The sequence below is a fragment of the Cryptosporangium minutisporangium genome (genome assembly GCF_039536245.1).
GTDB classification, from domain to species: Bacteria; Actinomycetota; Actinomycetes; order Mycobacteriales; family Cryptosporangiaceae; genus Cryptosporangium; species Cryptosporangium minutisporangium.
Map to the genome: position 1 here is coordinate 1 of NZ_BAAAYN010000048.1, position 18385 is coordinate 18385.

The following is an 18385-nucleotide window of genomic DNA, read 5'->3' on the forward strand; positions in this document are numbered from 1 at the left end:
ACGTTGGTCTCGTAGTCGCTCATCGGGTTTCGCGTCCTTCCGCGTCTGGTGGGGCCGTGCTCTGCGCGGGCCGCCGCTGATGGAGTCAACGTTAGGGAGCGGCGGCCGCGCCGGTATCCCCAGAATGTGCCAGCCCAGTGGACTTTCCGCGGGCAAATGTCAGCTGGCCGACGCTCGGTACCCCTGCTTTCGCCGTCCCGGTGACAGCCGTTCGTCGTGCCGTCGGATCGAAGGCACCTCCGGCCACCGGAAGGTGAACCTGCGGTTACACCCCGCTTCTGTATTCGAAAGCACGAATCCCTTGCCTTCGGTTCGGCCGGAGGGTACAAATTCCTCTGCGGGCCCCGCCTCTCGACAACGCCGCAACGCGGCGGAGAGAACAGGGCCCGTCCAAACTTTCCGGCGCCCCGCGGTTCTCCGCGGGGCGCCGCCGTGTGTGCCGAACGGCGTACACCCGCGCGTCGCGGGCCGCCGTGCGAGTCGCCCGTTAAGGTCGTAACCCGGCCCGAGGAGCGGGTCGGCGATCACGCGGCATCCGGGGCGGTCATGGGGCGAACGTTGCGCGCCGCCCTCAGCGGCCTGGTGACAGTCCCCCGGGCGAAGCTCAGTCCCCGGGTCGCCGCCCGCGGGACGCTCGCGGTCGCGTTGCCCCTGCTGATCGGGGGCCTCGCCGGCGCCGTCCTGCCGGCGGTCGCGGCCACGCTCGGGGCGTACTTCACCGGCTTCGCGGACCTGTCGGGTCCCTACCGCCGTCGGTTGCGGCTCGGCTTCGCGCTCGCCGTCTGTGGCGCGCTGTCGGTGCTGCTCGGAGCGCTAGCCCAGCCGCACACGGTGCTCGCGGTCCTACTGGTGGCGCTCTGGGGTTTCCTCGCCGGTCTGCTCACCGCATTGGGTCCGGCCGGCACCCGCGTGGGCATCACCGGCTTGATCGTCCTGATCGTGCTCGGCGAGCAGCCACAGGAACTCAGCCAAGCCCTGCTCGCCGCAGTCGCGGTGTTCGTCGGCGCGGGCCTCCAGACGCTGCTGGCGATCGCGCCCTGGCCGGTCCGCGGCTACGCGCCCGAGCGGGCCGCGATCGCCGCCGCGTACCGCCAGCTGACCGAGGTCGACCCCAGCGGAGACGGCCCGGCCTACCCGGTGGTGCTGGAGGCGCACGCCGCGCTACAAGGCCTCGATCCCCAGCGCAACCGGACCGTCGCCGGTCTGCGCATCCTGCTCGACGAGGTGGAGCGCGCGCGGGGCGAGGTGGTCGCGCTGGCCGGGCTCCGCGCCCGGCTCGAGGACATGGGCCAGGACGACGCGGCCGCCGAGGTGGGCGCGGTGCTGGACGCTGCGGCCGCGGTGGGCGCCGCGATCGCGGAGCGGCTCGGCGACGAGCCCGACGCGCTGCACCCCGACGTCCCACCGGCGCTCGACGACGCGCTGAAGCGAGCCGTCGCCGCGGTCCGGGCGCGCGCCGACGGGCAAGGCCGGGCGCCACTCACCCGACGCGGTGCCGCGACCCGCTCGGCGGCGCTGGCCGGGCAGCTCCGGGCCGCGCGGCGGATCGTCGAGTCGACCGCCCCCGAAGTGCCCACGGAGGTCCACGGCGGCGGTCCGATCTTCGTCATGCCGGCCGACGAGCCGCTGACCGTACTGCGGGCCAACCTGCGACCCTCGTCAGCCGCGTTCCGGCACGCGCTGCGGCTGGCTTTCACGCTCGCCGCGGTGGCCGCGGCGCTGGCGGTGCTCGGACTGCCGCGCGGCTACTGGCTGCTGCTCACGGTCGCGGTGGCGATCCGGCCGGACTTCTCCGCGACCGTCAAGCAGGTCGTCGACCGGGTGGCCGGGACCCTGCTCGGCATGCTGGTGGTCTCCGCGCTGCTGGAGTGGGTGGTCTCGGAGACCTGGCAGAAGATGGCGCTGGTCCCGGTCTTCTACTTCCTCCTGCGGACCGTGCTGACCGCGAACTTCGCCCTCGGCGCCGCGGCGATGGCCGGTAACGCGGTGCTGATCGCCGACCTGCTCGGCGCCTCCGCCGGGTCGCTCATCCCGGAGCGGCTCACCTACACCGTCGCAGCGGGAGCCATCGCGCTCGCCGCCTACCTGGCCTGGCCCACTTGGGAGCGGGCGACGGCGCGGGAGACGCTCGCGGAGAGTATCGAGCGGGCACGCGGCTACCTGCGAACGGCCGCCGACCCGGACGCGTCCGACACCGACGTGGACGCCGCCCGCACGGTGGCCAGGGTCGCGCTGAGCAACGCCCGGGACTCGGCCAAGCGGCTCGCCGACGAGCCGGGGACGCCGCCAGGGCTGGTCGACCTCGCCCACGGCGTCACCGTGCACGCGAGTCGGCTGGTCCAGGGCGGGATGGCGCTGGAGGCCGCTCGGGACGCGCACGCCGACGGCCTCACTCGTCCCGAGGCCCGCGCGTTCGCCTCCCACGTCGATGCCGCACTCGCGATCGTGGCCACCGCACTCCGCACGGGAGAACGTCCCCGGTCGCTGCCGTCGCTCCGGGCGGATGTCGACCAACTCATCGCAGTGGCCCCGAATGCCCGACTAGCCACTTTCGCCACCGCCGCCGACCGGCTGACCGACGGAATTGGAACGTTGAACCACCTGCTCCGGCAGGACGCTAAGGCAACTGACGCGCACCCCGGATAAGCTGCGATCCATGGTTCACCCTCCCGCGGCACCGGGTCTGCCCGGGCAGCCGGGCGTTCCCCACCCGTCGGAGGGGATGGCCAAGGCAGCTCCGATGGTGCCCTGGCACAAACGTCGCTGGGTCGGCATCGCGATCGCCGTCCTGGCGGTCGGCATCATCGGTCTGGCCGGTCTCGGGATCTACGGCATCCTCGGCTACAGCCTCGGGCCGGTTGCGCTGATCCTGGCGCTCGGCACCGCGGTGCTGCCGGTCCCGATCCTGCTGGCGTTCTTCTGGTGGCTCGACCGGTACGAACCGGAGCCACGCCGCTACCTGGCGTTCGCGTTCGGCTGGGGCGCGTGCGTCGCGACGTTCGCCGCGCTGATCATCAACTCGTTCGGTGGTCGGGTGATCACCGGCGCGGGCGGGTCGGAGTCGACGACGGCCGTGCTGGTGGCGCCGCCCACCGAAGAGTTCTTCAAGGCCGTTCCGCTGTTCGTCCTGCTCGGCCTCGCGCTGACCGGGCGGCGGCAGATCAACGGCGTGGTCGACGGCATCGTCTACGCCGGGATGTCAGCGGTCGGCTTCGCGTTCACCGAGAACGTTCTCTACTTCGGCTCGGCCTACCTCGGCGACGAGGAGAAGGACATGCCGGGCGGCATCACCGCCCTCATCGTCACGTTCGTTCTCCGAGGCATCTTCTCCCCGTTCGCGCACCCGCTCTTCACTGCGATGACCGGGGTGGGGATCGGGCTCGCGGTCCGCAGCAGGCAGACCTGGGTCCGGATCGTCGCGCCGATCGGCGGCCTGGTGCTGGCGATCCTGCTGCACGGCACCTGGAACCTGCTCGCCTCCAGCCAGGACTTCGGCATCATCCTGACCGGCTACGTGGTGATCATGCTGCCGATCCTGGCGGTGATGGTCACGGTGGCGATCGTGCTGCGTGGCCGGGAGGCGAAGGTCGTCGGCCGGGTCTTGCCGGTCTACGCCGAGGCCGGCTGGTTCACGCCGCAGGAGATCGCCGCGCTCGCCACCATGCAGACGCGCCGGGCCGGGCGGCAGTGGGCACGGCAGATCGCCGGCGGTATCGGCGCGAAGGCGATGTCCGACTACCAGTTCGCCGCGACCAAACTGGCGATCGCACGCGACTCGCTGGCTCGGGGCATGAGCAACGAGGAGTTCGCCGACGAAGAGCGGCAGCTGCTCGCGACGGTGGATGCCCGCAGGCAGTACATCCTGCAGCACGCCCGCCCCGGCTCCTCCATGCCGTGGGCCACCGCGCCGGTGTCCCTGTACCCCGGCGGGCACAACCCGAACTACGTCAGCGGCAGCTACCCGGGCCCGGGCCCGGGCCCGAGCCAGAACGGCGGCGGCGTGCCGAATCACACGTACGGCCCGACCTACTACGGCGGCGGTCACCACACCGGTTACCAGCCGCAGCACGCGCCGGGCTCAGAACCTCACAGGTAGAGGCCGGTGCCTTCCGAATCGACGCGGGAGGCGGCCACCGCGTGCACGTCGCGCTCGCGCATCAGCACGTAGTCGGTGCCCTGCAGCTCGACCTCCGACTTCTCGTCGGGATCGAACAGCACCCGGTCACCGACCTCCACCGAGCGGACGTGCGGTCCGACGGCCACCGCCGTCGCCCACGCCAGCCGACGGCCCATCACCGCGGTCGCCGGGATGACGATGCCCGCGCTCGACTTCCGTTCGCCGAGCGCGCCCTCCAGTTTCACCAGAACCCGGTCGTGGAGGAGATGGATCGGCAGTCCGCCGCTCGCGGAGTTGACCAGGCCGGGTTCGGTACTCACAGCACCACACGGTAGCGCCGAGTGTGCGCCACCCGTGGGGTGGGTAGGAGCGCGCCGGTACCGTGCGCATGTCGAACCGGGCGAGGGGGTACGCGAGTGAGTTGGCTGTTGCGGGTGCGCGACGAGGCGCGCGAGAGGCTCGCGGCCGCGAGGGAGAGCGAAGACCTGCCTCCTGAGCGTCCCGATTCGCCCGGCGTCGTGCTGCTGCCGGCCGGCGAGCCGGACAACGAGAGCGTGCCGGTCGCGCTGCGGGTCGCGGCGGCCTGGGCCTGGCGTCTGGTCATCGTCGCGGTGGTGCTCTACGGGCTGTTCCACATCATCTCGATGCTGCGCTTCGTCGTGATCCCGTTGATGGTCGCGCTGCTGCTCGCGGCGCTGCTGGAGCCGGCCGCGGGGTGGCTGCGCAAGCGCGGCGCGCCCAACGCCCTGGCCGCGACCACGATCTTGGTGTTCGGGCTCGTGTGCGTCTTCGGCACGCTGTACCTCGTCATCCAGGCGTTCATCAACGGTCTGCAGGACCTGACCGACCAGGTGAACCAGGCGCTGAACGAGGGCCGCGACTGGCTGCTCTCCGGGCCGCTGCACATCTCCCAGGACCAGATCGACCAGTACGTCGACCGGGCCCAGACCTGGCTGTCGGAGAACAGCTCTTCGCTGACGTCCGGCGCGGTCAGCACCGCGACGACGCTCGGTGAGGTCGTCACCGGCTTCTTCCTGGTCCTCTTCACGCTGTTCTTCTTCTTGAAGGACGGCAGCCGGATCTGGCGGTTCCTCACCCGGCTGCTCCCGCGGGCGGCGCGCCCGGCCGTCCGCCAGGCCGGTCAGTACTCCTGGCACACGCTGACCTCCTACGTCCGCGCGACCGTGTTCGTCGCGTTCGTCGACGCGGTCGGCATCGGCATCGGGTTGGCGGTGCTCAAGGTGCCGCTGACGCTGCCGTTGGCCGCGCTGGTGTTCCTCGGCGCGTTCATCCCGGTGATCGGTGCGACGCTCTCCGGAGCGGTGGCGGTCGCGGTCGCGCTGGTCACCCAGGGCCCGGTCTCCGCGCTGATCATTCTGGCCGTGGTCATCGGCGTGCAGCAGCTGGAAGGCCACGTGCTGCAGCCGTTGATCATGGGACGCGCGGTCTCGCTCCATCCGCTGGCGGTCATCCTCGCGATCGCGATCGGTATCACCGTCGCCGGCATCGTCGGTGGTCTGGTCGCGGTACCGATCCTCGCGGTGCTGAACACCGCGATCCGCTACCTGGTGGTGCGGCCGGAGGGCGGACCAGCGCCGGCCGGTCCACAGGCTCCACCGGGCACGGTGCCGACCGACGACGACCAAGCCGCGGCGGAGGAGAAGCGGGCCGAGTTGGTGGAGAACGGTGGTGCCGGAGCGGCCGGACGCGCCGAGACGCCGGTTCCGGTGCAGGCCGCACCGCCGTCGACACCCGCCCCGACGGGTGAGCCCCCAGGCCCGGTGGCCACCGGCTGAGGACCACAGCGCCCCGCGTCTGCGACGCGGGGCGCTGTTGCGTTGCGGGTCAGACGCGGGCGGACGCCGTCTCGCTGAGCCGGGTGAGCGCACCCCGGACGACGTCCGGCGACGTGGTGTACCAGAACGGCGGCAGCGTCCGGCGGATGAACTCGCCGTAGCGGGCGTTGTGCAGCCGCGGATCGAGCACCGCGACGACGCCACGGTCACCGGCCGCCCGGATCAGCCGCCCGGCGCCCTGCGCGAGCCGAATCGCGGCGGCGGGCACCGACACCGCCATGAACCCCGACCCGCCCGCGTCGTCCACGGCCTTGGACCGGGCGGCGGTCAGCGGCTCGTCGGGCCGCGGAAACGGCAACCGGTCGATCACCACCAGCTGGCACGCATCGCCGGGTACGTCGACGCCCTGCCACAGCGACGCGACGCCCAGCAGGCACGTCTGCGGCTCCTCGCGGAACCGCCGCACCAGCAGGTGGATCGAGTCGTCGCCCTGGAGGAGCACCGGGAGGTCGGTGGCGGCCCGGAGCGCCTCGGCGGCCGCCGTCGCGGCCTTCCGGGACGAGAACAGCCCGAGCGTGCGCCCGCCCGCGGCCGTGACCAGCTCGACGAGTTCCCGCTGGGCGCCGTCGGAGAGCCCGGACATGCCGGGCTTCGGCAGCCGCGCGGCGACGTAGAGGATGCCCTGCTTCGGGTAGTCGAACGGCGAGCCGACGTCCAGCGCCCGCCAGCGCGGCGGCGGCTGGTCGTCGGAATCGTCGTCGGGCTCCGGCGGCTCGACCGGCCGGACGTCGCCGGTGTCGGGCGTGCGGCCGTACTCGACGTCCAGGCCGAGCGAACGGGCCACCGTGTCGAAGCGCCCGCCGAGCGCCAGCGTCGCCGAGGCGGCCACCACCACCCGGTTGCGGAACAGGCCGCTGCCCAGGGCCGCGGAGACCGAGAGCGGGGCGACGTGCAACGTGGGCGGACGCCGGTCTTCGCGGGACAACCACGCGACGTCGTGCGTGGACTGGGCGAGCAGACGCTCGACGATGTCGACCAGCGTGGTCAGGCCTTGCTTGGCCTGGTTCCGCTTGACGGCGTCCGCCTCTTCCGGGCCGACCTCACCGCCGAGGGCGTCCAACGCGGCCCTGGCGGACGAGTCAACCAGGAACAGCGCGTCGTAGAGCGGTTCCGGCAGCCGCTCCAGCCGGCCGGTCGGCATTCCGTCCAGCAAGCGTTCGAGCAGGTCGGCGGAGCCCTCCACGTCGTCGCGCAGCTTCTCGTCGACGAACGCGCGTAGGCGGCGGCCGACTCGGCTGATCAGCTCGGCGGTCAACTCCGCCTGCGCGGCGCTGGTGACCCGATCGGTGAGCTCGTGTGCCTCGTCGACGACGAGCAGCGCGTGCTCGGGAACGATGTGGCGTCCGGAGAGCAGATCGACCGCGAGCAGGCTGTGGTTGGTGACGACGATGTCGGCTTGCCGGGCCTTGGCGCGCGCCGCCTCGGCGAAGCAGTCGTCACCGAACGGGCACCGCGCCGCACCGACGCACTCGCGGGCCGGCATGCTCACCTGCCGCCAGGCGTTGTCGTCGACGCCGGGGTCGAGGTCGGCGCGGTCGCCGGTGTCGCTCTCCTCGGCCCATTCCCGGACCCGGGTGACCTGCTGGACGAGCTTGCCCGCCGCGCCGAGCCACTGGGTGTCGGTGTCGAACAGGCCGTCGTCGTCGTCCGCGGCACCGGGCTCGAGCCGGGCCAGGCACGCGTAGTGGTGCCGGCCCTTGAGCAGCGCGAACGTCGGCGTACGACCGAGGACCGGGGCGACGGCCTCCACCAGACGCGGCAAGTCGTGGTTGACCAGCTGCGCCTGCAGCGCGAGCGTCGCGGTCGTGACGACGACGCGCTTGCCGGTGGCGAGGGCCGGTACCAGGTAGGCCAGCGACTTCCCGGTTCCGGTGCCCGCCTGCACCAAGAGGTGTTCGTCGCTGTGCACCGCCTCGGTGACCGCGTGCGCCATCGTCCGCTGCCCGGGGCGATCCATTCCGCCGGGTACGGCGCCGATCGCGGCAGCGAGCAGCTCATCGGTCTGGCGTTGGTCAGCCTCGCTCCGCGCCGGGGGTGCTTCAGTCGCTTCGGTCACTGGGGCCACGGGCGGCAACGGTACCCGCCCCCTACGACACCCCGCTCCCGTCGTCCACAGGTGGCAGGTGACGAAGCTTTTCGGGATTGACGACGAACGAGATGCGCGAGATGCGGCCGTCGGCGGACACGTCCGGCACCACCACACCGAGGGTCTCGCGGCCGGCCACCCAGGCGCGGTACTCGGCGTCGGCCGAGTAGTTGGGCCGGAGCCGGAGCACGACGCCGTACTGGCCGTTGACCAGGGCCGGCTCCGGCACCACCGCGTTTCCGGCCTGCTCGAGGATGCCGAGCAGGAACCGGATGACCTTCTCGATACCGACGATCGGGCGCAGTGCGGCCCGCACCTTGCCGCCACCGTCCGAGTGGAACTCGACGTCCGGCGCCAGCAGCGAGGTCAGCCGCGCCAGGTCGCCGCCCTGACAGGCCTCGAAGAACGCCTCCACGGTCGCGCGTTGCTCCGGCAGGGGTGCCAGCGGCGGTGGCGCACTGCTGTGCAGGAGGCGCCGGGCCCGGGAAGCGAGCTGGCGCGCGGTGTCGACCTTCGTGCCGAGCGCGGACGCGATGCCGTCGAACGGGATGCCGAACACGTCGTGCAGGACGAACGCCACCCGCTGCTCCGGCGTCAGCCGCTCCAGGAGGTGCAGCAGCGCGATCCGGACGGTGTCGTCCAGCACCGCGATGTCGGCCGGGTCGGCGCCCGCACCGGATGCGGACGCCGACTCCGCGGGGAGCCGCTCGACGAGTGGCTCCGGCAACCACGGACCGACGTAAGCCTCGCGGGTGACCCGGGCCGACCGCAGGACGTCGAGGCAGATCCGGCCGGTCACCCGCGTCAGCCACGCCCGGGGATCGACGATGTCCGAGCGGTCGGCGCGCTGCCAGCGCAACCACGCCTCCTGGACGGCGTCCTCCGCGTCGGCCAGGCTGCCCAGCATGCGGTAGGCGACGCGTACCAGGTGTTCGCGATGGGGTGTGAATTCGTCGACCTCGACCGTGCCCATCGCCCTGCCCCTTGTCGCCGGATGCACTTCACTACAGACGAGTCGGCCCCGCGGAACGTGACCCGGCCCGCCCAGCATGAAACTGGACGGGCCCAGGCCGTGCTTCAAAGGCCAGCAGCCCACCGTGGCCGCGGCCCAGACGACGACCGGCCGCGTTGTCGGCCCGTCCGGATACAACAGCGGTATCCGGACGAACCTCCGCCTTGCCGGACCGCCGCCTGGACCACGCCCACGGCGGCCTGAACCTTTGAAACACGGCCGAGGGGCCGCACTCAATTGTCGCGTCAGCTCTCCGCGGGCTGGTTGACGGCCTGCTCGCCGCGCTGGACGAGGTCGCGGTAGACGTCCTGGGCGCGGCTCTGTGCGCTCGCGACGTTCCGCTTCACCGTCTCGCTGTCCAGGTCGCGAGCGCGGGTCTGCAGCCCAACCGCGTACGAGGGCAGGTCGGACGCGAGCGTCCGCAGCTCGTTGGGGAGGCTGCGCAGGTCGTCCGGGAGCGTCGCGGCGTTCCGCTGGAACTGCGCCGAGATCTCCGGCGCATTGGCCAGGAACCGGCGGATCTGCTCGGCGAGCAGGTCGCCGACGCCGGCCACGGCGTACAGGGGCTCGGGCCACGGCTTGGTTCCGGTGCTGCTGCCCGTGCCCGGGCCGAGCTCGGCAGGCCCCGTGGGCTCCGGCCCAGACCCCGTAGTAGTAGACATGTCGGTCCTCTCGCTGACGACGTCCGTGTCTCCACCGTAGGTCGCCAGCGCTAACACCTGCAAGCGCTCAGCTAGCACTTCAGGGTGCGTTCAGGGGTCCGACCCTGAGGAGGCTCAGGGGCGACGATTCGCGCCGAGGGTGCCGGTCACGTGCTCGTCCGGTGGGACCGTTTCCGGGTTCTCCGCCGGGCTGGTGCCCCGGGGGGCCACCCGGCGTCGCCCCAGGTCGTCACCGCACTGGTCGACGACGCCGCGCACCCGACCGGACACGTCGGTGACCTGACGTCGCTCGTGCCGGAACGTGCGGAGCACCCGGGCCAGCTCGTCGTCGGTCCGCCGGGCGACGTCGGCGAGATCGACGTCGGCCACCAGCCGTTCCACCCGTCGTCGTCGCCGATGGGTCGGCGGGCTGTCCGGGTCCGTGCGGAGGCGGAACACGCGCGCCAGTCGACCCGCGGGTGAGTGCTCCTCGGAGGGCGGAAGGTTCGGCGCGGGGACGGGGGCGCCGTCGAACACGATCGCGGCTCGCCGCCGCTGCTCGGCGGTGACCATCGCGATCCGTTCGTCCAGCATGTGCCCGAGGCGGTTGAGTTCGGCCAGTTCGGCGAGCGCTTCGTCACGGCGGTGGCGTACGTCCGGTGTCTGCAGGCAGGTGAGGTCCCGCAGGTAACCGGGGTCGAGCACGCGGTCGATCCGCCGTCTCCCTCCTGGTACGACATCCGTCATGCCTCTGCTCCTTCGCACGGCGCGGATTCGCAGGCCGGTGAACCCTTTTCAACCTCCGGCCTTTTCCCAGGTCAACCGAGCTCAGTGGGCACCGGTCGAAAGGGTTCAGTCGGTGTGCGGTTGCCCACCGCGTTTGGAGCATCCTGGCATGCGGGAGCCGATCCGGCGCGGGTTGAGCCAGCTTTTGGCACGGATGCAATGCCTAAACAGTCACATTCCGGCGACAAACTCCTACGGCCAACCCGCTATATGAGACAACTTCTCACGTTTCGGATTGCGGCCCGCCCAGAATGACGCTGACAGGCGAGCGCGAGGCCTTGAGACCACAGTTAAAGGTCGAGGCGGCCTCGCGCTCGACTGCCAGCGCCGCCCTGGACGGGCTCCAGGTTCGTTCGAGCAACTGTGGACGCGTTAGCGCGTCAGGCTGTCTCTAGCGCTGGGTCTACGGCGGCCTTGGTTTCGCCTATCCAGAGGTCGGCGTCGTCCGGGGTGGAGCGCTTGACCAGCCCTAGCGCGATGTGACCCAGCTCGTGGTGGCGGACGGCGGTGCCGACGAAGCCGACCGCGCGGCCGTCGCGCCCCGCGGTGATCGGCGTGCCCTGCGCGGGCAGTTCCTCGCTCACCCCGTCCAGGTGCAGCAGCACCAAACGACGGGGTGGCCGACCGAGGTTGTGTACCCGGGCCACCGTCTCCTGACCCCGGTAGCAGCCCTTCTCCAGGTGCACCGCGGTCGGGATCCACTCCGGTTCCTGGACGATCGTCCGGTGGTCGGTCTCGAAGCCCAGCCGCGGACGACGATCGGCGACCCGCAGCGCCTCGTACGCCCAGGTACCCGCCAGCGGAGCGCCCAACCGGTCGACGGTGGCCTCCAACGCGTCGCGCGGCACCAGCAGGTCGGCGGCCACCTCACCGGGCCAGGGCATGCGGCGGACCAGTCCACCGTCGGGCAGCGACGCCAAGCGGTACGGCTCGGCCGGCAGCGCCACCCCCAGTTGCGCGAGCGCCTCACCGGTCTTCGGCCCGATCACCGACAGCACCGCCCAGTCGGCGGACACGTCGGCCGGCTCGACCCGCATGAAGAAGACCATCTTCTGCAGGTACCCGAGCAGGTCGCCGATGGTTCCCGGCTCCACGTCCAGCCAGGTCGTGCCCCCGTCGTCGCCGACCAGCAGGTGGTGCTCGACGTGCCCGTGCGGCGAGAGCACCAGCGCTTCGGTGCCGTGCCCGGCCGGGAGCGCGGACAGGTGCTGGGACGTGAGGCTGTGCAGCCAGGCCAGCCGGTCGGCGCCGGGAACCGCGATGACGCCGCGGTTGCTCCGATCGACGACACCCACGTCCTCGGTGAGGCGCCGCTGTTCGCGGAACGGGTCGCCGTAGTGAGCCGCGACGCCGGCGTCGACACCCTCGGCGAGTACCGCGCCGGGGCGCAGGCTGAGCGGGCTCGTCACGACAAGACCTCCGGAGCTTCGGCAGTGCTTCCGGAGTGTGCAGCGGCGTCGGGCTCGCAGGTATTTCCGTCACTGCAGTTCCCGCAGACGCCGAACAGTGCGACGTGCCCGACGTCCATGCTGAACCCGCGCTCGTCGGCCAGCCGGCCTGCGAGCTCGGCGAGCATCCCGGTGGGCGCCTCCGAGACCGTGCGGCACATCCGGCACACCAGGTGGAAGTGCTGGTCAGCGGCGAGGTGGTAGGTCGTCGCCGTATCGATGAGGTGGGTGTGCCGGACCAGGCCGATCTGCTCGAGCAGCTCCAGCGTCCGGTAGACGGTGGTCAAGTTGATCCCCGCCGCGGTCTGCGTCACCTCGGCGTGCACTTGCTCGGGGGTGGCGTGGCCCAGCCGCTCGACGGCTTCCATGACGAGCTGCCGCTGGACGGTCATCCGGAGCCCACGGGACCGTAGCGCGTCGGTCAGTGACGGGAGCGCCATGACCCCATCGTATTCACTGAAGATTTTTCCGGCTCGGTTCGCCCCTTCGCTGTTCAGCCCGCAGATCCGCGAAGACGAACCGCGGGGCGCCGGACCGGGAACAACTTCACTACGGTTTCCCGCATGGCTACCCGTGCGCTCGCCGTCCTCGGCCGGGGTCTCCTTCCGGTCGACACCCCCATCGCCCGCGCCGACGACGCTGGTCTGACCCGCGGCGACGGCGTCTTCGAGACCGTCCACGTCCGCTACGGCAAACCCTGGCAGCTCGACGAGCACCTGGTCCGGATGGCGGGTTCGGCGCGGATCCTCGGGATCGCACTGCCGCCGGTCGAGGAGCTGGCGGCTCTCGTCGAGTCCGTCCTGGTGGACGCACACGGCGACGAGGAGGTCGGCGTCAAGATCGTCTGCACCCGGGGACCGGAGACCGGACAGCCCGAGCCGCCGACCGTGTTCGCGACGATGTTCGACGTGCCGCCCGCCGCGCAGCGTGGCCGTCGGGAGGGCGTGTCCGTGGTGACCGTCTCGCTCGGTGTGCCGGCCGACGTCCGGTCCGGGGCCCCGTGGCTGCTCGGCGGCGCGAAGACGCTCTCCTACGCGGTGAACATGGCCGCGCTGCGATACGCAGCGGAAACAGGCGCGGACGACGCGCTGATGCTGTCGACCGAGGGCACGGTGCTGGAGGCGCCGACCGCAACCGTGGTGTGGGCCGCCGGCGGGGCGCTGCGGACGGTGCCGGTGGACACCGGAATCCTCGCCGGTACCACCGTGAACTATCTGCTCGACCACGCGGACGAGCTGGGACTGCGGGCCGAGCGCACCCGGGCGCACCTGGACGACCTGTTCGCGGCGGACGAGGCGTGGCTGTGCTCCAGCGTCCGTGGAGCCGCGCGGATCAAAGCTCTCGACGGCAAGCCGATCGGGGAGCGGGGCCTCACCGCGGGGGTGCAACGAATCCTTGGATTTCCGGTCTGAGTTCGCTCTCGACGAACACCGAAAAATAGCGTTGCCGACCTCCGCGGACCGACGTAGATTCGAGGTACACGAGAGGGGAGGTGGTCCAAAGTTGAATACTTATCGGACTCGTGAGGTGGCTACTTCCTAGCCGCCCATCGGACTCCGGTCCGAACCGTCGCCTTGTGAGACGTAGCGGCGGTAAGGCAAACCAAGGTAACCACCGACCCCTCGGGCTGCTGGACTCGTCCGACCAGCCCCGCGAGCAATCGCGGGAGTCATAGCCCGGGGGGCTTTTAAATGCCGCGCTACGCGCGGCATTTTTGCTTTTGTCTGTACAACGGCGCTGGAGCCCGTCCAGGGCGGGGCTGACAGTCGAGCGAGTCCCCAAGCTCAGTCGTGACCGGTCGCGGGCATGCTCGCACGCGAGGCCTGTCCCCGTTGCGTCGTGACATCAGGGGGCCGTCATAAGAGGCTCGCTCGCCTGTCCGCGTCGTTCTGGACGGGCCGTCAGCCCGCTATTCGCTTGAGGCGGGCGGAGAGATGCGGCGTCAAATCGCGGCCCATCGCCGCCATGTCGACCGCGTAGAGCAGATCACCCTCGACGATGCCGTACAGGCGGTGGTTCGCCGAGACTTCCTTGGCGCTCGCCGTCCGCACTACCGCGTCCGTGCTCAGCTCCACCTTCAGCCCGTCGATCTCGCCGACGTACACCTCGACGTAGCCCGTCGGGTGCGCGAGCAGCACCTCGATCGAGTCGTCCGGCTGCGGACGCCACCAGCCGACCTCGCGGGCCGCCGGGCGGACCGGGCGTCCCTCGGCGTCGATGATCCAGGCCCGCGACTCGTACGCGAGGAACGGTCGGCCGTCGTGGCTGAGCCGCACTTCCTGCGCGTAGTCGAAGTCCTCGGTGCCGGGGTACCCGCCCTTGCCGGTGCCGCGCCAGACCCCGACGAACGGGAGCAGGCCGAGCAGCGACTCGTGCAGGTTCGGCCCGGACCGGAGGTCGTGGGTCTCCTCGTACGGGTAGCCGGCGGGGTCCGTCACGGTCAGCGCTGGCCCTGGTAGAGCCGGTACACGACGTAGACGCCGAACCACGTGATGAGGGCGAAGGCCGCGATCAGCAGCACCAAGAAGAAGGTCTCGAGCACGTGTCGAGTCTAGGGTGAGTGCCCCGCCTACGTGCGGGTGGCCTTCCGCACAGCGGTCGGCAGCGCCGCGCCCGTCGCTACGAGCGTGCCGGGGCGCCGACGACGGTGCCCGCCCCCTAAGGTCTGCTCATGAGCCGCTCACTGGTCGTCAAGGTGACAGCTGGCGCGGACGCTCCCGAGCGCTGTGCCCAGGCGTTCACGGTCGCCGCCACCGCGCTCGCCTCCGGCGCGGACGTCTCGCTCTGGCTCACCGGCGAATCGTCGTGGTTCGCGCTGCCCGGCCGGGCAGCGGAGTTCGACCTCCCGCACTCCGCGCCGCTGTCCGAGCTACTCTCTGCCCTGCTGGCGGCGGGTCAGGTCACGCTCTGCACCCAGTGCGCCGCCCGTCGGTCGATCGGGGAGAGCGACGTGCTGCCAGGCGTCCGGATCGCCGGCGCTGCCGTGTTCGTCGAAGAGGTCCTCACCGACGGCACTCAGGCGCTCGTTTATTGACGTGTCGAACCCTTTTCAACCTCCGGCCTTCGTCGAGGTCAAGCGATCTCAGCAGGCTCCGGTCGAAAAGAGTTCATTGTCAGCCGCACGTGCGGGTGATGAAGCGGACGATGGCCAGCACCGCGTTGGCGTCCAGAACGATCGGCACCCGCACTGATTCGCCGCGCTCCACCAGCTGGATCGTCGCCGAGATGCCCACCTCCGCGTAGACGATGACCCTGGCCTTCGCGCAGTCGGCGATCGACCAGCGCAACGTCGTCGCGGGCGTGACCTCCTGCTCGAAGCCGATCGGAAGCGGCGCGGCCACCACCGACAGCCCCGGCGTGGGGGTGCGGATCTCCCGGACTGCCAGCGCCCGTTCGTCCAGCTGGCGGATGCGGATCGGCGTTGCCAGTTCGGTGTCCAGGTCGGCCGGTTCGCCCTCTAGTTCGGCCGTGATCCACATGTCGTTCGCCGAGTTCTGGCACTTCTGCCGGGCGGTGTCGACGAGCAGCATGGTGTCGTCGGCGAGCCGGACCCGGACGTCCCGCTCGGGGCGACCGTCGGGCGTGATCGTCAGCATGATCGCGTACGGCGCGGTCATCGGCCGACTGACCGAACAGGAATTCGTGACGTCCACCGAGATCCAGGTTTCCTGACCGGCCCGCACCCGCACATCGCGGCTCACCGTCCGGAGCTTCGACCGCAGGTACTTGTCGTCGAGTCGGGCGGCCCCGATCCGGACGTCCGTCGGTCCGCTGTTCGTCAGGACGACGCGGAGCGTCCAGGGCTGCCGGTCGCCGGTCCAGTTGGCGCTGCTGGCAGCGTCCTCGGCCACGCGGGCGCTGAGCTGGACGGTGTCCCGGCGCCGCGCCTCGGCCTGCTGGGTGTCCCACTCGTGCACAGCGACGCCACCCAGGACGGTCCCGGCGACGAACGCGGCGATCCAGAGCAGGCGGGCCCGGTGGGGTCGCGCCCACCGCTCGACGCGCTCGACGACGACCGGACGTCGCCGCGCCGGCGCTTCCTCCGCGAGCGCGTCGGTGACCAGCGCCTCGCTCGTCGGCGCGTCCGGGTGAGGCGACGACTCCGTCGGCTCGGACAACGGTTCCGGCTCGGGCATCGGGTCCGGTGGCGGTTCCGGGTCCAGCCCGGGTAACTCCTCCGCTCCGGGCCGACGAGGTGCGGAGATCAGCTGCTCCTGCGCCGACCACCGCGGCGCCGCCGACGCGTCCCAGCCTCCGGCACTGAGCACGTCAGGGCCCGGGACGGGCGTCGCGCCGGAGTCGTCCAGGTCGTCCCAGTAAGCGGGCGCTCGGCTGTGGTGGCGCGAGGAGTCGCGAGCCGTCTCGTCCGAGCGGTCTGTGGGAGCTACGGGGGCGAAGTCGTCCGGGTGGGCACCGTCCCGGGGCGCGTCACCGGGCCGCCGGGGCATGGGAACAGGGTAGAAGCTCGCTGACCGTCGAACCAGGATTCGTGGCGACCGGCCTGACGCGAGCGCGCGCGAGGCGAGCGCGTACGACGAAGGCCCGTCCGGCACGCCGGACGGGCCTTCGGTGTGGCAGCGATCAGGCGAGGACCAAGCTGGCCTGGTTCACGCCCTTGTCGGCGGAGACGGCGGCCTGCCCGGTGCCGTTCGCGTGCAGCGCACGGACCGTCCACTCACCCGGCGCCGCGAAGAACCGGAACTGACCGGTCGCCGACGACACCACCTCGGCGGTGAACTCGCCGCTCGAGTCGAGCAGCCGGACGAACGCGCTCGGCACCGGCGAACCGTCACCGGCGGTCACGATGCCCTGGATCACCGTTTCCTTGGTGGTGTCGATGCCCTGGGTGCTCAGGTCGGTGCCCTGCTCAGGTGCTCCGCACATGCTCAGGCGCCCTTCTCGATCGGAACGCCGATCAGCGAACCGTATTCGGTCCACGAACCGTCGTAGTTCTTCACGTTGTCGTGGCCGAGCAGCTCACGCAGCACGAACCAAGTGTGGCTCGACCGCTCGCCGATCCGGCAGTACGCGATCGTGTCCTTGCTGTCGTCGAGGCCGGCCTCGCCGTAGATCTTACGGAGGTCGTCGTCGGACTTGAACGTTCCGTCCTCGTTCGCGGCCTTGCTCCACGGCACGTTGACCGCGGTCGGGATGTGGCCGCCGCGCTGCGACTGCTCCTGCGGGAGGTGCGCCGGGGCGAGCAGCTTGCCGGAGAACTCGTCGGGGGAGCGGACGTCGACCAGGTTCTGGACGCCGATCGCGGCGACGACCTCGTCGCGGAAGGCGCGGATCGAGGTGTCCTGCTCCTTGGCGGTGTAGGAGGTGGCGGCCCGCTCGGGCACGTCCTTGACGAGCTCACGCCCGTCCAGCTCCCACTTCTTGCGGCCGCCGTCGATCAGTTTCACGGCGTCGTGACCGTAGAGCTTGAAGTACCAGTAGGCGTACGCGGCGAACCAGTTGTTGTTGCCGCCGTAGAGGACGACCGTGTCGTCGTTGCTGATGCCCTTGCGCGAGAGCAGGGCTTCGAACTGCTCTTTGTTGACGAAGTCGCGGCGCACCGGGTCCTGGAGTTCGCTCTTCCAGTCGAGCTTGACGGCGCCGGGGATGTGCCCGTTGTCGTACGCCGAGACGTCTTCGTCGACCTCGACGAAGACAGTGTTCTCGGCGTTCAGGTTCTTCTCGGCCCAGTCGGTCGAGACGAGCGCGGACTCGCGGCTCATGCAGACACTCCTTCGTGTGTGTGGGGGTCAGCCGGGATGGTGAAAGGTGGGAGCACGCGTGCTCGGCGGGGCGTCATGCCGCGCGAGCCCGGGTGATACGGGAAAGAAGCAGTCGCCCGCGAAGGTACGCGAGGCAGCCGAGGCAGAGCCCGAACGCCGCGTTGAGAAACGCCGCGACCAGGGCCGCCGCCGTGGCGACGAGCCCGACGAGCGGTGCGTCGGCGAGGTAGCCCACGGCGCCGACCAATGCGAACACGAAGCCGACCCCCTGTGCGAAGCGCACCGGGGCGGCGTCCTCGCGTTCGGTGGGCGGCGCGAGGCGCGGTGCGACCAGGACGCGGTAGAGCACCGCGTACGGGGCGGCGCCCAGGCCGACGAACGCGCCGAGCGCGAACACCACCGTCTGGGCGGCGAGCAGCCAGCCGCTGCCGGTGAGCAGGACGACTGCGAGGACGACGGTGGTCACCCAGGCGGCGAATCGAGGTCCGCGCGGGTCGACCTGGGCCGGTCGTAACGAAAAAGAGGGCATGGATCTCCTGACATCCAGAGCGCTGGCAGGTTCTGGGGTTTGTCAGGCGACGGTCACGCGGTCAGCGGAGCTGCTCAGCGCGCATCGCCCGGCGTCAGGCCGGGGGACACAGGCAGCTACCGACACGGCAGAGGTCTACCGCGCGGCGCTTCGTGAGCAGGGAGCTCATGGGCGCCAGCGTAGCAAACGC

Annotated in this window: 18 protein-coding genes; 5 read left to right on the top strand and 13 right to left on the bottom strand. The window is 71.1% G+C overall.

Annotated elements, in window-relative coordinates; translation table 11 throughout:
* The first annotated feature begins 546 nt into the window (after positions 1-546).
* A complete protein-coding gene (locus ABEB28_RS33965) occupies positions 547-2646 on the top strand; it encodes an FUSC family protein (RefSeq protein ID WP_345732360.1) in 2100 nt (699 codons plus the stop codon).
* A gap of 10 nt (positions 2647-2656) precedes the next feature.
* The gene (locus ABEB28_RS33970) at positions 2657-4096 is read left to right on the top strand and encodes a PrsW family intramembrane metalloprotease (protein ID WP_345732361.1); all 1440 of its coding nucleotides are present in this window, start codon (positions 2657-2659) and stop codon (positions 4094-4096) included.
* On the opposite strand, the gene ABEB28_RS33975 is transcribed toward ABEB28_RS33970, so the two are convergent.
* Positions 4087-4419: a GroES family chaperonin gene (locus tag ABEB28_RS33975; RefSeq protein WP_345732488.1), complete on the bottom strand. Its 333-nt coding sequence runs from the start codon at positions 4417-4419 to the stop codon at positions 4087-4089. The genes ABEB28_RS33970 and ABEB28_RS33975 overlap by 10 nt on opposite strands.
* A gap of 114 nt (positions 4420-4533) precedes the next feature.
* Here ABEB28_RS33975 and ABEB28_RS33980 point away from each other — a divergent pair, with 114 nt between their 5' ends.
* Positions 4534-5913, top strand: coding sequence for an AI-2E family transporter (locus ABEB28_RS33980; protein WP_345732362.1), 1380 nt, complete (start codon positions 4534-4536; stop codon positions 5911-5913).
* Positions 5914-5962: 49 nt separating this feature from the next.
* Here the strand turns inward: ABEB28_RS33980 and ABEB28_RS33985 are convergent, their stop codons facing one another.
* The 6 genes from ABEB28_RS33985 to ABEB28_RS34010 all read right to left on the bottom strand — a co-directional run bounded on the left by ABEB28_RS33985 (position 5963) and on the right by ABEB28_RS34010 (position 12386).
* Positions 5963-8038, bottom strand: a complete 2076-nt coding sequence (locus tag ABEB28_RS33985; protein WP_376981952.1) for an ATP-dependent DNA helicase — start codon at positions 8036-8038, stop codon at positions 5963-5965.
* Between the two features lie 22 nt (positions 8039-8060).
* The gene (gene sigJ / locus ABEB28_RS33990) at positions 8061-9032 is read right to left on the bottom strand and encodes an RNA polymerase sigma factor SigJ (protein ID WP_345732363.1); all 972 of its coding nucleotides are present in this window, start codon (positions 9030-9032) and stop codon (positions 8061-8063) included.
* Between the two features lie 284 nt (positions 9033-9316).
* Positions 9317-9733 (bottom strand): hypothetical protein, encoded by a 417-nt coding sequence (locus ABEB28_RS33995; protein WP_345732364.1) that lies wholly within the window; start codon positions 9731-9733, stop codon positions 9317-9319.
* Between the two features lie 114 nt (positions 9734-9847).
* Positions 9848-10459, bottom strand: a complete 612-nt coding sequence (locus tag ABEB28_RS34000; RefSeq protein ID WP_345732365.1) for an aerial mycelium formation protein — start codon at positions 10457-10459, stop codon at positions 9848-9850.
* 419 nt (positions 10460-10878) lie between these two features.
* Entirely contained in the window at positions 10879-11907 is a 1029-nt protein-coding gene (gene ygfZ, locus ABEB28_RS34005; RefSeq protein ID WP_345732366.1) for a CAF17-like 4Fe-4S cluster assembly/insertion protein YgfZ, read from the bottom strand.
* The gene (locus ABEB28_RS34010) at positions 11904-12386 is read right to left on the bottom strand and encodes a Fur family transcriptional regulator (protein WP_345732367.1); all 483 of its coding nucleotides are present in this window, start codon (positions 12384-12386) and stop codon (positions 11904-11906) included. Before ABEB28_RS34010 ends, ygfZ begins: the two co-directional genes overlap by 4 nt.
* A 123-nt stretch (positions 12387-12509) precedes the next feature.
* On the opposite strand from ABEB28_RS34010, the gene ABEB28_RS34015 reads away from it, so the two are divergent.
* Positions 12510-13358, top strand: a complete 849-nt coding sequence (locus tag ABEB28_RS34015; protein ID WP_345732368.1) for an aminotransferase class IV — start codon at positions 12510-12512, stop codon at positions 13356-13358.
* Positions 13359-13847: 489 nt separating this feature from the next.
* Here the strand turns inward: ABEB28_RS34015 and ABEB28_RS34020 are convergent, their stop codons facing one another.
* Positions 13848-14384, bottom strand: coding sequence for a heme-binding beta-barrel domain-containing protein (locus ABEB28_RS34020; protein ID WP_345732369.1), 537 nt, complete (start codon positions 14382-14384; stop codon positions 13848-13850).
* Between the two features lie 233 nt (positions 14385-14617).
* On the opposite strand from ABEB28_RS34020, the gene ABEB28_RS34025 reads away from it, so the two are divergent.
* The gene (locus tag ABEB28_RS34025) at positions 14618-14980 is read left to right on the top strand and encodes a DsrE family protein (protein ID WP_345732370.1); all 363 of its coding nucleotides are present in this window, start codon (positions 14618-14620) and stop codon (positions 14978-14980) included.
* Positions 14981-15059: 79 nt separating this feature from the next.
* On the opposite strand, the gene ABEB28_RS34030 is transcribed toward ABEB28_RS34025, so the two are convergent.
* From ABEB28_RS34030 to ABEB28_RS43260, 5 genes are all read right to left on the bottom strand, one after another.
* The gene (locus tag ABEB28_RS34030; protein ID WP_345732371.1) at positions 15060-16394 is read right to left on the bottom strand and encodes a hypothetical protein; all 1335 of its coding nucleotides are present in this window, start codon (positions 16392-16394) and stop codon (positions 15060-15062) included.
* 133 nt (positions 16395-16527) lie between these two features.
* Positions 16528-16830 carry a DUF1416 domain-containing protein gene (locus tag ABEB28_RS34035; protein WP_345732372.1) on the bottom strand — a complete coding sequence of 101 codons (303 nt, stop codon included), beginning with the start codon at positions 16828-16830 and terminating at the stop codon, positions 16528-16530.
* A 2-nt stretch (positions 16831-16832) separates the two neighbouring features.
* Entirely contained in the window at positions 16833-17666 is an 834-nt protein-coding gene (locus ABEB28_RS34040; protein WP_345732373.1) for a sulfurtransferase, read from the bottom strand.
* Between the two features lie 73 nt (positions 17667-17739).
* Complete coding sequence (locus ABEB28_RS34045; RefSeq protein WP_345732374.1) at positions 17740-18195, bottom strand: DUF4395 domain-containing protein; 456 nt, start codon at positions 18193-18195, stop codon at positions 17740-17742.
* A 94-nt stretch (positions 18196-18289) separates the two neighbouring features.
* Positions 18290-18364 (bottom strand): Ms5788A family Cys-rich leader peptide, encoded by a 75-nt coding sequence (locus tag ABEB28_RS43260; RefSeq protein ID WP_376981956.1) that lies wholly within the window; start codon positions 18362-18364, stop codon positions 18290-18292.
* Between the last annotated feature and the right edge of the window lie 21 nt (positions 18365-18385).

Bases quoted from the DNA above. Each gene is read 5' to 3' on its own strand.
- ABEB28_RS33965 (WP_345732360.1), top strand. From the start codon at position 547: ATGGGGCGAACGTTGCGCGCCGCCCTCAGCGGCCTGGTGACAGTCCCC.
- ABEB28_RS33970 (WP_345732361.1), top strand. From the start codon at position 2,657: ATGGTTCACCCTCCCGCGGCACCGGGTCTGCCCGGGCAGCCGGGCGTT.
- sigJ (WP_345732363.1), bottom strand. From the start codon at position 9,032: ATGGGCACGGTCGAGGTCGACGAATTCACACCCCATCGCGAACACCTG.
- ABEB28_RS33995 (WP_345732364.1), bottom strand. From the start codon at position 9,733: ATGTCTACTACTACGGGGTCTGGGCCGGAGCCCACGGGGCCTGCCGAG.
- ABEB28_RS34000 (WP_345732365.1), bottom strand. From the start codon at position 10,459: ATGACGGATGTCGTACCAGGAGGGAGACGGCGGATCGACCGCGTGCTC.
- ABEB28_RS34010 (WP_345732367.1), bottom strand. From the start codon at position 12,386: ATGGCGCTCCCGTCACTGACCGACGCGCTACGGTCCCGTGGGCTCCGG.
- ABEB28_RS34015 (WP_345732368.1), top strand. From the start codon at position 12,510: ATGGCTACCCGTGCGCTCGCCGTCCTCGGCCGGGGTCTCCTTCCGGTC.
- ABEB28_RS34025 (WP_345732370.1), top strand. From the start codon at position 14,618: ATGAGCCGCTCACTGGTCGTCAAGGTGACAGCTGGCGCGGACGCTCCC.
- ABEB28_RS34030 (WP_345732371.1), bottom strand. From the start codon at position 16,394: ATGCCCCGGCGGCCCGGTGACGCGCCCCGGGACGGTGCCCACCCGGAC.
- ABEB28_RS34035 (WP_345732372.1), bottom strand. From the start codon at position 16,830: ATGTGCGGAGCACCTGAGCAGGGCACCGACCTGAGCACCCAGGGCATC.
- ABEB28_RS34040 (WP_345732373.1), bottom strand. From the start codon at position 17,666: ATGAGCCGCGAGTCCGCGCTCGTCTCGACCGACTGGGCCGAGAAGAAC.
- ABEB28_RS34045 (WP_345732374.1), bottom strand. From the start codon at position 18,195: ATGCCCTCTTTTTCGTTACGACCGGCCCAGGTCGACCCGCGCGGACCT.